15 protein-coding genes are annotated in these 13,329 nt (G+C 64.4%); 7 read left to right on the top strand and 8 right to left on the bottom strand.

Translation table 11 applies throughout. The features are described from left to right. Positions 1-11: 11 nt before the first annotated feature. Both BXA00_RS18875 and nadE read right to left on the bottom strand, forming a co-directional pair. On the bottom strand, positions 12-1,052 hold the full coding sequence (locus BXA00_RS18875) for an efflux RND transporter periplasmic adaptor subunit (protein ID WP_231952108.1): 1,041 nt from the start codon (positions 1,050-1,052) through the stop codon (positions 12-14). A 722-nt stretch (positions 1,053-1,774) separates the two neighbouring features. Next, positions 1,775-2,614, bottom strand: a complete 840-nt coding sequence (gene nadE, locus BXA00_RS18865; RefSeq protein ID WP_076522007.1) for an ammonia-dependent NAD(+) synthetase — start codon at positions 2,612-2,614, stop codon at positions 1,775-1,777. 130 nt (positions 2,615-2,744) lie between these two features. Between nadE and BXA00_RS18860 the strand changes: the two genes are divergently transcribed. Further along, positions 2,745-3,227: a DUF421 domain-containing protein gene (locus BXA00_RS18860; protein ID WP_076519976.1), complete on the top strand. Its 483-nt coding sequence runs from the start codon at positions 2,745-2,747 to the stop codon at positions 3,225-3,227. A 63-nt stretch (positions 3,228-3,290) separates the two neighbouring features. Here BXA00_RS18860 and BXA00_RS18855 read toward each other — a convergent pair whose 3' ends face one another. Continuing rightward, complete coding sequence (locus BXA00_RS18855) at positions 3,291-4,841, bottom strand: PAS domain-containing sensor histidine kinase (RefSeq protein WP_076519975.1); 1,551 nt, start codon at positions 4,839-4,841, stop codon at positions 3,291-3,293. A gap of 168 nt (positions 4,842-5,009) precedes the next feature. Between BXA00_RS18855 and galU the strand changes: the two genes are divergently transcribed. After that, positions 5,010-5,843: a UTP--glucose-1-phosphate uridylyltransferase GalU gene (galU, locus tag BXA00_RS18850; protein ID WP_076519974.1), complete on the top strand. Its 834-nt coding sequence runs from the start codon at positions 5,010-5,012 to the stop codon at positions 5,841-5,843. A gap of 136 nt (positions 5,844-5,979) precedes the next feature. Next, the gene (locus tag BXA00_RS18845) at positions 5,980-6,207 is read left to right on the top strand and encodes a hypothetical protein (RefSeq protein WP_076519973.1); all 228 of its coding nucleotides are present in this window, start codon (positions 5,980-5,982) and stop codon (positions 6,205-6,207) included. 75 nt (positions 6,208-6,282) lie between these two features. On the opposite strand, the gene BXA00_RS28905 is transcribed toward BXA00_RS18845, so the two are convergent. Together BXA00_RS28905 and BXA00_RS18840 are read right to left on the bottom strand one after the other, a co-directional pair. After that, entirely contained in the window at positions 6,283-6,429 is a 147-nt protein-coding gene (locus BXA00_RS28905) for a hypothetical protein (protein WP_156902834.1), read from the bottom strand. 33 nt (positions 6,430-6,462) lie between these two features. Continuing rightward, positions 6,463-6,978, bottom strand: a complete 516-nt coding sequence (locus tag BXA00_RS18840) for a DUF4142 domain-containing protein (protein WP_076522006.1) — start codon at positions 6,976-6,978, stop codon at positions 6,463-6,465. A 310-nt stretch (positions 6,979-7,288) separates the two neighbouring features. Between BXA00_RS18840 and BXA00_RS18835 the strand changes: the two genes are divergently transcribed. The 3 genes from BXA00_RS18835 to hdeA all read left to right on the top strand — a co-directional run bounded on the left by BXA00_RS18835 (position 7,289) and on the right by hdeA (position 8,562). Beyond that, on the top strand, positions 7,289-7,516 hold the full coding sequence (locus BXA00_RS18835; RefSeq protein WP_076519972.1) for a CrpP-related protein: 228 nt from the start codon (positions 7,289-7,291) through the stop codon (positions 7,514-7,516). A gap of 210 nt (positions 7,517-7,726) precedes the next feature. Continuing rightward, positions 7,727-7,981 carry a hypothetical protein gene (locus BXA00_RS18830; RefSeq protein ID WP_076519971.1) on the top strand — a complete coding sequence of 85 codons (255 nt, stop codon included), beginning with the start codon at positions 7,727-7,729 and terminating at the stop codon, positions 7,979-7,981. Between the two features lie 281 nt (positions 7,982-8,262). Next, positions 8,263-8,562 (top strand): acid-activated periplasmic chaperone HdeA, encoded by a 300-nt coding sequence (gene hdeA, locus BXA00_RS18825; RefSeq protein ID WP_076519970.1) that lies wholly within the window; start codon positions 8,263-8,265, stop codon positions 8,560-8,562. Between the two features lie 24 nt (positions 8,563-8,586). Here the strand turns inward: hdeA and BXA00_RS18820 are convergent, their stop codons facing one another. Further along, a complete protein-coding gene (locus BXA00_RS18820; protein WP_076519969.1) occupies positions 8,587-9,027 on the bottom strand; it encodes a hypothetical protein in 441 nt (146 codons plus the stop codon). Beyond that, the gene (locus BXA00_RS18815; protein ID WP_076519968.1) at positions 9,002-9,394 is read right to left on the bottom strand and encodes a phage holin family protein; all 393 of its coding nucleotides are present in this window, start codon (positions 9,392-9,394) and stop codon (positions 9,002-9,004) included. Before BXA00_RS18815 ends, BXA00_RS18820 begins: the two co-directional genes overlap by 26 nt. 271 nt (positions 9,395-9,665) lie before the next feature. On the opposite strand from BXA00_RS18815, the gene BXA00_RS18810 reads away from it, so the two are divergent. Next, positions 9,666-12,191 (top strand): arylsulfatase, encoded by a 2,526-nt coding sequence (locus BXA00_RS18810; RefSeq protein WP_197685550.1) that lies wholly within the window; start codon positions 9,666-9,668, stop codon positions 12,189-12,191. Positions 12,192-12,211: 20 nt separating this feature from the next. On the opposite strand, the gene BXA00_RS18805 is transcribed toward BXA00_RS18810, so the two are convergent. Continuing rightward, entirely contained in the window at positions 12,212-13,102 is an 891-nt protein-coding gene (locus tag BXA00_RS18805; RefSeq protein ID WP_076519966.1) for a LysR family transcriptional regulator, read from the bottom strand. Positions 13,103-13,329: the final 227 nt, after the last annotated feature.

Below are 13,329 nucleotides of genomic sequence, written 5' to 3'. Positions count from 1 at the left end.
CGCCGACTCCGCTAGGGTTTTGCGTTTTGCTGCTCGACAGCCTCGACCTGCTGGCCGGGCCTGATCCTGTGCCAGCCGTCCACCACGATCCGCTCGCCCGGCTCCAGGCCGCGGCGCACCAGCCAACTGCCCGCAATCTGCTCGCCGACCTCGATCTGCCGGGGCTGGGCCGTGCCGTCGGGGCCGACGACGAAGACGGTGGCCGTGTCGCCGCTCAGCCGCGCCGCCCGCGCCGGGATCAGGATGCCGTCCTGGCGCACGCCGACAAGGATCTGGCCCGTGACGAACTGCCCGGGCAGCAGTTCCCGGTTGGCATTGTCGAAACGGGCGCGTATGGTCTGGGCGCCGGTGGTCCGGTCCACGCTCAGGTCCGCAAAGTCCACCACCCCGGTTTCGCCAAACTCGCGGCCATTGGCAAGCGTCAGGCGCACCTGGAAGGTATTGCCCTGCGCGGTGGCCAGCGCGCCGGACCGGGCGTAGTCCGTCAGGTCCATGATGGCGGTGTTGGACTTGGTGAAGGTGGCGCTGATCGGCGACAACTGGTTGACCTGCGCAAGCAGCGTGGCCGCCGATGCGCTCACCAGCGCGCCTTCGGTGACCAGCGCGCGTCCGACGCGCCCCGCGATGGGCGCCCTGACCGTGCACCGGTCCAGCCGCAACTGCGCCAGCGTGACGGCCGCTTGCGCGTCCGCCACATTGGCCTGGGCCTGGCCCAGCGCCGCCAGCGCGGCTTCGTACTCCTGCGCGCTGACCGCCTGGCGCTTGACCAGCGGGCGAAACCGCTCCGTGACCGAGCGGGCGTTGGTCTGCACCGCCTGCGCGCGCTGCAGCATGGCATTGGCCTGCGCAAGCTGCGCCTGGTAGTCGGCGGGATCAATCTGGAACAAGGGGTCGCCGGCCTGGACGTCGCTGCCCTCGGTATAGAGCAGCTTTTCCACGATGCCGTCCACGCGCGCCCGGACTTCGGCGGTGCGGATGGGCTCGATCCGGCCGGGCAGGTCCACATTCAAGTCCACGGGCTGGCGCCCGACGGTGACCACTACGACTTTCATCGGCGGAATCGTGACGGCCGACGCGTCGTTCCGATCCCCACACCCCGCCAAAGCCAGCGTCCAGGCGCCCACGGCATGCAACAGGACACGACGGACATTGCAGCTACTTTGCGTCATCCACTACTCCCAGGCGGTCGGACTCGAGGTCTCGCGCTGCCCTTTGCCCCGCGCCGGCGGAAAGGGCCCAACTTGCACTGATCAAAGGCGCGACTAGCGCGCCGGACTGGCGTTGATGTTCTGGTATCCCGGCGCGACGAAGCGCCGGGGGGACATTGAGTCGAGGACGGGAGGAGACGCCGACCGGGAGAAATCCGTTCGGGGGAGCGCCTGCCTGGCAGGGCAGCGCCGGTTCTGGCCCGGCATTGGCCGGGCGCTGCATAGAACCATCGAGACCATCGAGACCATCGACTTTCGCACAGGCATCCTTTATGTCGTTGACAAGGGAAACTGGCAGAAAAAGTGCTACGTGGTCGTAAGCGGGCAAGGCAGCGGTCCGCCTGCGGGCGCGGGCACGGTTCATGCTGGGTCCGCGCGCAAACACAGCTTAAGTAGGGACGGCGCTTAGCGCAAGTTTTTATCGTTCAAACGCCTTAGCCGGCGCGTACGACGGTCAAGGTGTCAGCGACGCATCGGTGCAACAATTGTCAGAAAGGACGATGGCGCGCCAGCGGCAAGGTGGCGCGCGTCGAGGGAAATGCCGGCGAGCCTGCACGCCGCGCGAGTCAGTCCGGCGGCCCCGGCGGCAGCGCCCGCTTGTGGGCAGTGACGGAGAATTGGCGCTCGATCCGCGCAACCGCTTCCTGGCTGACGTCGTCTCCTTCCAGGTAGCCGTCGATCTGCGCATATGACACCCCGAACGCCTCCTCGTCCGGAAGCAAGGGCCGAAGCGATTCCAGATCGGCGGTCGGCACCTTGAGCACCAGTTGCTCCGGCGCGCCCAGCATCGCGGCCAGCGCGCGCACGCGCCGCTTGGTCAAACCGCGCAACGGCAGCACGTCCGCCGCGCCATCGCCATGCTTGGTGAAGAACCCCATCAAGGCTTCGGCCGCCTGGTCCGTGCCGATGACCAGGCAATCGAGCGCCCCCGCAATGGCGTACTGCGCGATCATGCGCTGGCGCGCCTTGATGTTGCCCGCCACGAAATCCTCGGCCGCGTCGTCCGCATACGACAGGCCGGCGTCGCGCAGCGCGGCGCGCTGCGCGTCCACGGCCGGCTTGATGTCGATCCGCATGCGGCGATCGGGCGCGATGAAGTCCAGCGCGCGCGCCGCGTCTTCCTCGTCCCGCTGGTCGCCGTAGGGCAGGCGCACGGCGACGAACCAGGCCGCCGCGGCCTGGCCGCGTACGCGCTCCACGGCAAGCTGCGCAATCCGCGCCGCCACCGTGGAATCCACCCCGCCGCTAACCCCCAGGACATAGCCCGCCCGGCCGGATCGAGTCAGGTAGTCCGCAAGGAACGCAATCCGCCTTTCCAGCTCGGCGGCCGCGTCGAAGTCCGGGGTCACGCCCAATTCGCGGGCGATGGCGTCCCGCCGAAGAGGCGTCGTATTGGCTTGTTCCATGGTCATTTGTCCTGTTGCTTTGGATGCCGGGCGCAGCAAACCATGTTCCCATGCTGCGGCGCGCCGGGCACGCCGCTTGCTTGGGGCGAGGCATGGCGCGCTAGGCCACGGTACGCCGGGAGGACAAGCGATGCATCCGGATTGGTCGACCATGTTCACGTTTTCCGTCGCGCCGCTGGAGATATTCATCCGCGGAACGATCGTCTACTGGTTCATTTTCATTCTGCTGCGCGTCGCCGGCAGGCGCGACGTCGGCTCACTGGGCGTGGCCGATATCCTTGTGCTGGTCTTGATCGCCGACGCCGCCCAGAACGCCATGGCGGGCGAATACAAGTCCATCCTGGACGGCCTGGTGCTGATCGCCACGATCTTCGGCTGGACCGTGGCGGTGGACCGGGTGAGCTTTTTTTACAAACCGCTCGGCCGTCTGCTGCAATCGGACCGCGTCTGCCTGGTGCGCGACGGCGTGATCGCCAAGCGGGCCTTGCGGCGCGAATACCTGACGGAGGACGAACTCATGAGCCAGCTTCGGCTCAAGGGGGTGCTCGATCTGTCTGAAGTCCGGCGCGCCTACATGGAGCCGGACGGCGACGTGAGTGTCATCAAGCGCTAGCTGGCGCGGGACCCGCGTGCGCCGACCAGTCGAAGCGCCGCCCCCTGCCGGCGCAGGCGGCACTCAGGGAAGCGTGTGCGCGTCCTCGGTCAGCACCTGCATCAGGGCTTCCACCGAATACGGCTTCTGCATCACCGGGAAGCCCAATGCGCGCGGTCCCGCCATTGCGTCGCTGTAGCCGCTGGCCAGCACGATGCGGATGGCGGGCCAGCGTTCCCGTATCCGGCGCGCCAGATCCATGCCATTCATGCCGGGCAGCACCAGGTCCAGGATGGCCAGGTCGAAGCCGCCGTCGCGCTTTTCCAGCTCGCGCAGGGCCTGTTCGGCGTCGACGGTCCAGGTCAGCTCCTGCCCAAGCTCCTCCAGCCACGCCGAGACCACTTCGCCCACCATGCGGTTGTCTTCGACGAGCAGCACCTCGCGGCGCACCGGAGCATTTGCCGTGGCGTCTGAGGCCGACGGGTCGGGCGCCGCGGCGGCCGGTCTGGCGGCCGGCAGGAACAGCGTGAACGTCGCGCCCTGCCCCGGCACGCTCTCCACCGTGACGTCGCCCCCGGATTGCTGCACAAAGCCCTGCACCTGGCTCAGTCCCAGACCCGAATTCTCATGCTGGCCCTTGGTCGTGAAAAAGGGCTCGAATACGTGCGCCAGCACGCCCGGCTCGATGCCGGCGCCCGAGTCCTGCACCGACAGCGCCACATACGGCCCCGCGAGGTTCTTCCTGCCTTCCTGCAGCGCCGGGTCGCGCACGACCTGGGCCGATATCCGGATCTGGCCGCCGGAAGGCATGGCATCCCGCGCGTTGATGACCAGATTGAGCAAGGCCGATTCAAGCTGGGCCGGGTCGGCGAAGATCATGCAATTGCCAGGCCCGAACTCGTAGCTGATCGCCACGGACGAGCCCACCGACGTCTCGAACAGTGGGCGCAGCGACGCCAGGCTGTCCCGCACGTCGAACGCGTGCGGCTGCAGCGGCTGCTTCTTGGCATAGGCCAGCAGTTGCCGGGTGAGCTGGGCCGCCTTTTCGGTCGTGTCGATGATGATGCCGACGTAGCGCATCAGCGATGCCGGCAGGTCGGGATAGCGCTTCACGAACTCGGCGGAGAACCGGATCGCCGTCAGGAAATTATTGAAATCGTGGGCCACGCCGCCTGTCAGGCGGCCGATCGCTTCCATGCGCCGGGCGTGGTGCATCGAGTCGCGGGCTTCCTGGAGCTGCTCGTGGCGCTCTTTCTGCTCGGTGATGTCGCGGGTGATCTTCGCATAGCCCACAAGCGCGCCGCGATCATCGTGGACGGGATCGATCACCACGCTGCACCAGAAGGTGCTGCCGTCCTTGCGCACGCGCCACCCTTCCGCCTCGAAACGCCCTTCAAGCCGCGCGGTCTCCAGCGCGTGCCGGGGCACCTGCGCGATCCGGTCGCTCTCCGTGTAGAAAACGGAAAAATGCTGCCCGATGATCTCGTCCGCGGTGTACCCCTTGAAGCGCTCGGCGCCGGGATTCCAGCTACTGACGCGGCCTTCCGCGTCCAGCAGGTAGATGGCGTAGTCCCGCACCGCCCCCACCAGCAGGCGATAGCGGTCCTCGGACGGAAAATCCGGTAAAGAAGTCATGCAATGTCCCCACCTGCATATTGGATCAAGCCCAGGTTGTCGTCAGCAAACGGCGTGCCAGGGTCAAAGGAGGGACTTTACCAATGTTGTGCCGGGCACGGAATTTGCTGGAAACCCGTCCATAGGCGGCCCATCCCTGGCGCCGCCCGGGTACAGAGGGCATTAGCAATGCAACCCATACGAAAAGCTGTATTCCCCGTCGCGGGCCTGGGCACCCGCTTTCTTCCGGCCACCAAGGCCATGCCCAAGGAAATGCTGCCCATCGTCGACCGGCCCTTGATCCAGTATGCCGTCGAGGAAGCCGTCGCGGCCGGCATCACCGAACTGATCTTCGTCACGGGGCGCAACAAGCGCGCCATTGAAGACCATTTCGACCGCGTGCCGGAACTGGAATACGACCTGGAAGCCAAAAACAAGAACGCGCTGCTGGAAACCGTGCGCAACGTGATCCCGGACAGCATCAAATGCGTCTACACGCGCCAGCCGGCCGCACTGGGACTGGGCCACGCCGTGCTGTGCGCGGCGACCATCGTCGGCAACGAGCCCTTCGCCGTTCTGCTGGCGGACGACCTGATCGACGCCGACGCCCCCGTCATCGGCGAGATGATGAAGGTCGCCCGCGAATTCGAGGGCAGCGTCCTGGCCGTCCAGCAGGTTCCCAAGGCCCATACCAACCAGTACGGCATCGTGTCCGGCGACCGCAAGGCGCACGGCGTCCTGAGCCTGACGGGCATCGTGGAAAAGCCCAAGCCCGAAGACGCGCCAACGGACCTGGCAGTGGTCGGGCGGTACATCCTGGAGCCCGAAATATTCGGTCTGCTCGAAAGCACGCAGGCCGGCGTGGGGGGCGAAATCCAGTTGACCGACGGCATCGCCGCCCTGCTCGCGTCGCGCAAGGTGTACGGCTTCGAGTACGAGGGCGTGCGCTACGACTGCGGCAGCAAGGAAGGCTTTTACCGCGCCACCATGGAGATCGGGCGCAAGTATCACAACCTGGCCTGACGTGGCTTAGCCCTTCATCGTCGCAAGCACCGTCGCACGCGCACGCCCCGTGCGCGCGCGACATGCTGCGATGCGTATTGACCGTGCAGGATCGCCATGTCCCAATACCTTTGCGCGATCAACACAGGAGGCGAACATGCCCAACCATGCCTACAAGCGCGTCATGGAAGTGGTGGCCGCTGCCGACGATGGCACGACTTACCGGATCGACCGCTATTGCCGCTCGCAATCCGAAGGCGACGACTCGACAAATTCCTATTGCTGCCTGCCCGATGGCCAGCGGGTACTCTGGCGCGGCGACGGTCATTACCAGTTGCCTGACGGCACCATCGTCGCGACCGTCGCGTCGCGGCTCTGCCAATAGGCCCTGCCAATATGCCCTGCCAATAGACAGCCAGCCGCGGCCCACCTGCTTCTCCGCCTTGGGCCGCGGCTTCGGCTACATGTTGCGCAGCATCAGGCCCACCAGGAACAGGACGGCCACGACGGCGATCCAGATCGCCAGCATCAGCCAGGGTCCGCGGCCCGTCCTGGCGCCGCGGCGCGCCGGCCGCACGGGGGGTTGGGAATCATCGGCCGGTTTCATGGTGCCCTCCTGGCGCGCGGCGCCGGGGAAAGATTACTTCGCCTTCGCGGACACGCTTTGCTGCAGGGCCTTGGCGGCCTGAAGATGCTGCTGCAGGCTGGGAAGCGTTTCGATGGCGAACTGCTTGACCTCCGGATCCTTCACCTCCTTGGAGGCCTTTTCGAACAGCTTCACCGCAGACTCGTGCGCGTCCACCCCGATCTCGTCGGCATACGCCTTGTCGAACCCTTCATCGCGCAGCCCCATCGCCTTGAGCTTGGCCGTCTGCATCAGGGAAGGTTCCTTGGGCGGCTCATAGCCCTTGCTCTTGGCCAGGGCTTCAAGCTGCTGGCCGACCTTGGTGTGATCGTCGATCATCTTCTGCGCAAATTGCTTGACCTCGGCATTTTTCGACTTCTCCAGCGCCATCTTGCTGCCGGCGATCTCCATATGACCGGACTCCGCGGCATCGGTCAGAAAGCCGCGGGCTTCGCTGTCCAGCTTGTTCGTTGCAGCGGGCACCTGGCCGCCAGAGGTTGCCGGCGTCTGCGCCAGCGCAACCGACCCCATGCTCAACACGATCGCGGCGCCAAGCCCCAGCTTCAAAAGATTGTTCTTCATGCAGTCCTCCTGTAAGAAACTCGTCTCGCCGAATGACGGCCTGATGCCGCCCGGCGAGTGCCTACCATTCAGCAAGAATCAGCAAGCGTCATGCCCGCCCCTGGCAGGCGCGCCGCTTCGGGGTGGCCAGTCGCTGTCGTGGGTCGTTACCGCAAGTTTTACGTCGATGTAACAAAGAAACGCAGCGTTACACGCACTTCGTTGCATGCGCGAAGTGCGCTGGGCAAACTAAGCGCTCGCATCTTTTGGGAGAGTTGCCATGCAAGTGGATATCCAGAAGCTGGGAGCAGACGCCGCGCGCCAGGGATTGACCCTTTTGGATTGCCCCTACCTTCGCACCGCAGCCATGCCTGCGCAAACCGGCGAATCCGTCACGGAATGGCGCAGCCGTGTGGAAATGTGGAAAGCGGGCTGGAAGGCCGGAGTCAAATCCCGCGCCGTCGTGAGCCGCGCCCCCTCGTCCCCCTTCATGAGCGCGCGCAGGTAGCCACTGCCTGCCGCGAGAGTACCCGGCCAGGGCCCTGGACATCGTCCAGGGCCCTTTCTCTTTGCCTGGGCTTCATCGTTCTGGCCTCGCACTTTGGGCGTGCCGGCACTGGTCGAAAACTTTTGCACTTTGTTGCACCGCGACCCCGCGGTTTCCGGAAAATGCTGCCCGCAGGGCGATTCCTGTGACCCCCATGCTTTGGAGCGCACGATGAATACTGAATCAGGTATTTGCGTAGATGGATTCAAAGTCCACTGCGATGTCATTGAGTTGCCGAGCGGCCAGTACCGCCTGGACGTCAAGACCCGGCGCGACGGCGACCAGACCGAAGGGCAATCTGTGTGGCCGATCCCGAGCGGCAAGCTGTTCTCCGCGCAGCATGAAGCCGAACGGCACGCGAAATGGATTCTCAAGGGGATCCGGCGGGTCGATGCGAGCGGCGCGCCTCAGTTCTGCCTGACCTGACGGCGCCCGTACTGCGAACGACCGGGAGCGCCTGCGGGCGCTCTCTTCTTTTTCCGGTCATTGCCGCGGTCGAACCGCTCCTACATCCTGGAGGCCATTCAACCGGACCGGTACTCATGCGCCATTCCTCGCATTTATTCGCCGGCTGCGTTGACGGCGCCCGTTCCTATTCAGTACCGTAAAAAAGTGAGTTCAAGCTCACGATTTATCAATAAGGCATTTCTCAGCAAGCCATTTCTCAATAAGCCATTTCGTCTGCAAGCCAACCCAGGAGCTCGAACATGAAGAAGCACCTAGTGATGATTGGTCTGCTTGGATCGTTGACCTTCTCGGTCACGGGCCAGGCAGCGGACGCGAAAAAGCCTCTCGCCATGTGGCAATGCCAGGATTTCCTGGGCGTGCAAGAGTCCTTTCGCCCCGTTGTAGTGAGCTATGCAGAAGCGCTTAACCACAAAGGCAAGCCGGAAGAGGCCGTACTGGACGTGGAGGGCATCAGCTCCCGCACGCCGCTACTGGTCAAGCAGTGCAATGAAAATCCGAAGCTCATGCTGCGCGACGCCCTGGCCGGCCTGAAGAAGTAATCGCCCCTGCCCCTGGGGCTCGCCTCAGGGGTTCGTCTCCCCACCCCGCAAGGTGCGCAGCCGATGCACCTGCTCGTCAAGCTGCGCCCGCAACCGCTCAAGCTCCGCCAGGTCCGCGGACTGCGCGGCCGCGGCGCGGACCTGCGCGACCATCGTGGCCAGTTGCGCGAGGTCGGGGTCGGGCAAGGGGTCGCTCACTCGCCGCACCTGCAGGCGGCGCATCAATTCGGCAACCCGGTCGCGCATCGCAATGGCCGCCATGGCTCTGAGCGGCTGGCGCAGGAAGCGCGGCCATCCCAGCGCCCCGCCTGCGGCCAATGCGGCCGTCCTCACCCACGCCCCGCCCGGTCCGCCCGACCTCCCCGCCGGCACGCCGCGCGGCAAGGCAATGGCGAGCGCCTGGCGGTCGCGCTCCATCTTGGCCAGCAGCGCCTCTTTGTCAGCCAGCGTGGTGGTCTTGGACATAATGGCTCCGGGCGGCGGCGGTATCCAGGCGCACCTGGTGGCTCAGCTCCGCAAATGGCGACCCCTTGGGCGCGCTGCGGGTCGAAATGGCCAGCGAAATCAACGTGATGAGCAGCCACGCGCCCGCCACCAGCCAGGCGGCCAGCTTGCGATGCTCGGTATCCCAGAAGCTCACGATGGCGGCCACCGACACGAATCCCAAGGTGCCCAACGCGCAGAACACGAGCGCAATGCTGCTGATCACGGTTGCGACCAGCGCGGCACGGTACAGCGACAACTCGATGCCGATGAGCTCCACATAATCCCCCGAGCGTTCCGCGGCAAACGCCGCGATGCGGCGCAATCTGCGCAATCGTTCCGAAATCATGGCGTCTCCTTGGGGCGATGACGCGTGAAGTCAGCAATTGCCATACCCGTCTTTCAAGACGGCTACGGGATGATGGTCGATACCGGCCTTTTTCATGACTTTTGTCAATTTGCACCACGATTCGAATGTTAGGGTGGTTCGACGCAGTTGCGCTGTAACGACACGGGACGGCACACCCGGTAGAAAGGGAGTGCCGATGTTCGGGACGTTCGGGCGGATCGCCTCGTGATCGCACGCCCCATCGCCTTTGCCGCAAACTGGAGAGCCTGTCATGACTATCAATCGTGGAAAGCTCATGCAGTGTCCATGGCGCCAGATCGCTACGGCGTTGATGACTGTTCTTGCCACAGCGGGAATTGCCGCCGCGCAGCAGACCAACGCGCCGCTCGGTTCCCCCGCTGCCACCCGAGCGATCGACGGACTTCAGCTACCTGCGCCCGATGTCCCCTTTGGCGGCAAGATAGAACGCAACGCGATGCAGTCGACCCCGTTCTGGCAGCCTCGCATCGTTCCGCCCAACGGGGCCCCGAACGTGCTCTTGATCATCACCGACGACGTGGGTTTCGGCGCGCCGGCCACCTTTGGCGGCGTCATCCCGACGCCAGCGCTCGACAAGATCGCCGCGATGGGCTTGCGCTACACCAACATGCATTCCACCGCCCTCTGTTCGCCCACCCGAGCCGCGCTGATAACCGGGCGCAACCACCATTCGTCCGGCTTTGGCGTGATATCGGAACAGGCGACCGGATACCCCGGCTATGACAGCGTCATCACCAAGGACAAAGCCACCGTCGGCACGATCCTCAAGAGCAACGGGTACAACACGTCCTGGTTTGGAAAGAACCACAACACGCCGGGCTACCAGGTCAGCATGGCGGGGCCCTTCGATCAGTGGCCCACGGGCATGGGCTTCGACTACTTCTACGGCTTCATGGGCGGCGACACGAGCCAGTGGACGCCGGGAAACCTGTTCCGCAACACGACGCAGATATACCCGTATGAATCCCGCAAGGGGTACAACCTGATCACCGCTATGGCTGACGAGGCGATCGACTACATGTCCCAACTGAACGCGCTGGCGCCCGACCAGCCGTGGCTGGTCTACTACGCGCCGGGCGGCACCCACGCGCCGCACCATCCCACGCCGGAATGGATCAAGCAGATCGAAGACATGCACCTCTTCGACGACGGCTGGAACAAGCTGCGGGACACGATCTTCGCCAATCAGAAAAAGCTCGGTGTCATCCCGCAGACGGCGGAGCTTACCCCTTGGCCGTCGGACCTATTGAAGAACTGGGACCAGTTGACCGATGACGAAAAGAAGATGTTCATCCGGCAGGCCAATGTCTACGCCGCATACCTCGCCTACACCGACGCCGAGATCGGGCGGGTCATCCAGGCCGTCGAAGACGCCGGCGAATTGGACAACACGCTCATCATCTACATTTCTGGCGACAATGGTTCGTCGGCCGAAGGCACGCTACTGGGAACGCCGAACGAAGTGGCGATGTTCAACGGCGTCGAAGTGCCTGTCAGCGCGCAACTGAAGCATTTCTACGACCTCTGGGGCTCGGAACACACCTACAACCACATGGCCGTTCCGTGGTCCTGGGCTTTCGACACCCCCTTCAAGTGGACCAAGCAAATTTCGTCCTACTTTGGCGGTACCCGGCAAGGCATGGCGATCGCCTGGCCCAAGGTCATCACCGACAAGGGCGGCATACGCAACCAGTTCGCCCATGTCATCGACATCGCCCCGACGATACTGGAGGCCGCGGCCATTCGCGAACCCTCGGTGGTGGACGGCATCGCGCAAAGCCCAATGGAAGGTTCAAGCCTGATGTACACCTTCGATGCGGTCAACGCCAAGGTCCCTGCTCGGCACCTGACTCAATACTTCGAGATGTTTGGCAATTACGCCATCTACCACGAGGGCTGGATGCTGGTGGACAAGATCAGCCGTCCGTCATGGGTGACGGCAGGTCCGCAAGACGTCAACCCGGCCAAGGCGGATTGGGAGCTTTACAACATCAATACCGACTGGACCCAGAACCACGACGTGGCCGCGCGCCATCCCGAGAAGGTCAAGGAACTGGAAGCGGTTTGGTGGCGGGAAGCCAGGAAGTACAACGTGATGCCGCTCGACGCCTCGGTGGTGAGCCGTCTGGTCACGCCACGTCCGTCCAGCACCGCCGGGCGCTCGGATTTCACATTCCCCGGCAGGATGACCGGCATCTCGAATGGCGTCGCCCCCTCCATCCTGAACGCCTCCTACACCTTCACCGCCGAGGTGACGGTGCCCGAGGGCGGCGGCGAAGGCATGATCATCACGCAGGGCGGCCGCTTCACCGGCTACGGCTTGTTTCTCCGCAAAGGCAAGCCCACCTTCGTCTGGAATCTGTTCGGCCTGCAAAAAGTGGCCTGGGAGGCGCCCGACGCGCTGGCGCCCGGCAAACACACGCTAGTTTTCGACTTCAACTATGACGGGCTCGGCGCGGCGACGCTCGCCTTCAACGACTTCAGCGGCATCGGCAAGGGCGGCACGGGCGAATTGAAGGTCGACGGCGCCGTCGTGGCGAAGCACAAGATGGAATACACGGTCCCGCTCATCCTGGCCTGGGACGAGAACATGGACATCGGCTCCGACACCGGCACGCCGGTGGATGACGCGGCGTATGCGGTGCCTTTCGCGTTCACGGGATCCATCGACAGCTTGAACCTGATCGTCAACCGGCCAGTGCTGAGCGACGCCGACAAGGCCAGGCTTGAAGAGGCCATGAAGAAAGCCTCGGACTAGGCGGTAAGGCCAACGTCGGCTTACCCTTGCCCCGCAAAATGCGGCGACTGGCCGAAATGCTCGATCAACAGGTCCGTCAGCACCCGTATCTTTCGTGCAGGATGCTGGCCAGGCGGGCGAATGACGTAGGCGCCTGCGGGCGGCGGCGGATAGCGGGTCATGATGGGCACCAGCGCGCCGGCATCGACATGCTCGTGGGTAAGGCAATCAGGCAGGTATGCGACCCCAATTCCGGCCGTTGCCGCTGAGATCAAGGCCGCGCCATTGTCGGCCTTGAAGCGCCCTTGCGGACGCACCGTAATAATCTTGTCGCCATCCATGAACTGCCAGGTTTCGGTGCCCTGCATCAGGGCTTCATGGGCGACGAGTTGCTCTGGCGATTCTGGCGCCCCATGGGCCTTGATGTAGTCCGGGCTGGCGAGCAGCTTGCCGTGGATGGGACCGACGCGTCTTGCGATCAGGTTGGAGTCCGGCAGGTAGCCCACCCGTATCGCACAGTCGTAACCCTCTGCGATGAGGTCGACGAAGCGATCGCTATAGCAGGTCTGCACATGCAGTTGCGGATGGCGCCGCGCCAATTCGGCGACCACGGGCGCGAAATGCGTCAGTCCGAATGACACGGGCACAGCCACTCGCAAGCGACCGCGCAGTTCGCCAGAAGGCATGATCGTCTCCCGGGCCATGTCGATCTCGGCGCAGGCCCTGGCCGCGTGGTTCCGAAAAATTTCTCCGGCTTCCGTCAGCGCCGCGCCGCGTGTGGTGCGCGCGAGCAACTGGATGCCCAGCTCCGATTCCAACCGCAGCAACCGACGGCTGACAATGGACTTGGACACCCCCAGCCGAAGCGCTGCGGGCGACACGCCCCCCGCATCGGCGACTTCGATGAAGGTCTGAAGCGCTTCGATATCCAATTTGATGCCCCCCCGGTTTCGCGACGCAGTTCGCCGCAGGATAGCACCGCCGGACCGTGCCAATGCGCCTGCCGCCGGCGTTCCTGATCGTGCGACACAGATCCGCCTGAAATGGAACTACCGCATCAAATTCGACGAAAACATAATGGTGTAGCCGGGTGGCGGCGCGACAAGCGCACGCGTTCCGGGAAGGCGATTTGCCATCGCAACTTTCTCAAACCACCGCA

Source organism: Achromobacter sp. MFA1 R4, from assembly GCF_900156745.1.
Lineage (GTDB): Bacteria > Pseudomonadota > Gammaproteobacteria > Burkholderiales > Burkholderiaceae_B > Achromobacter.
The sequence above is the reverse complement of the archived record's forward strand: the minus strand, read 5'-3'. Positions and strand labels throughout refer to the sequence as shown.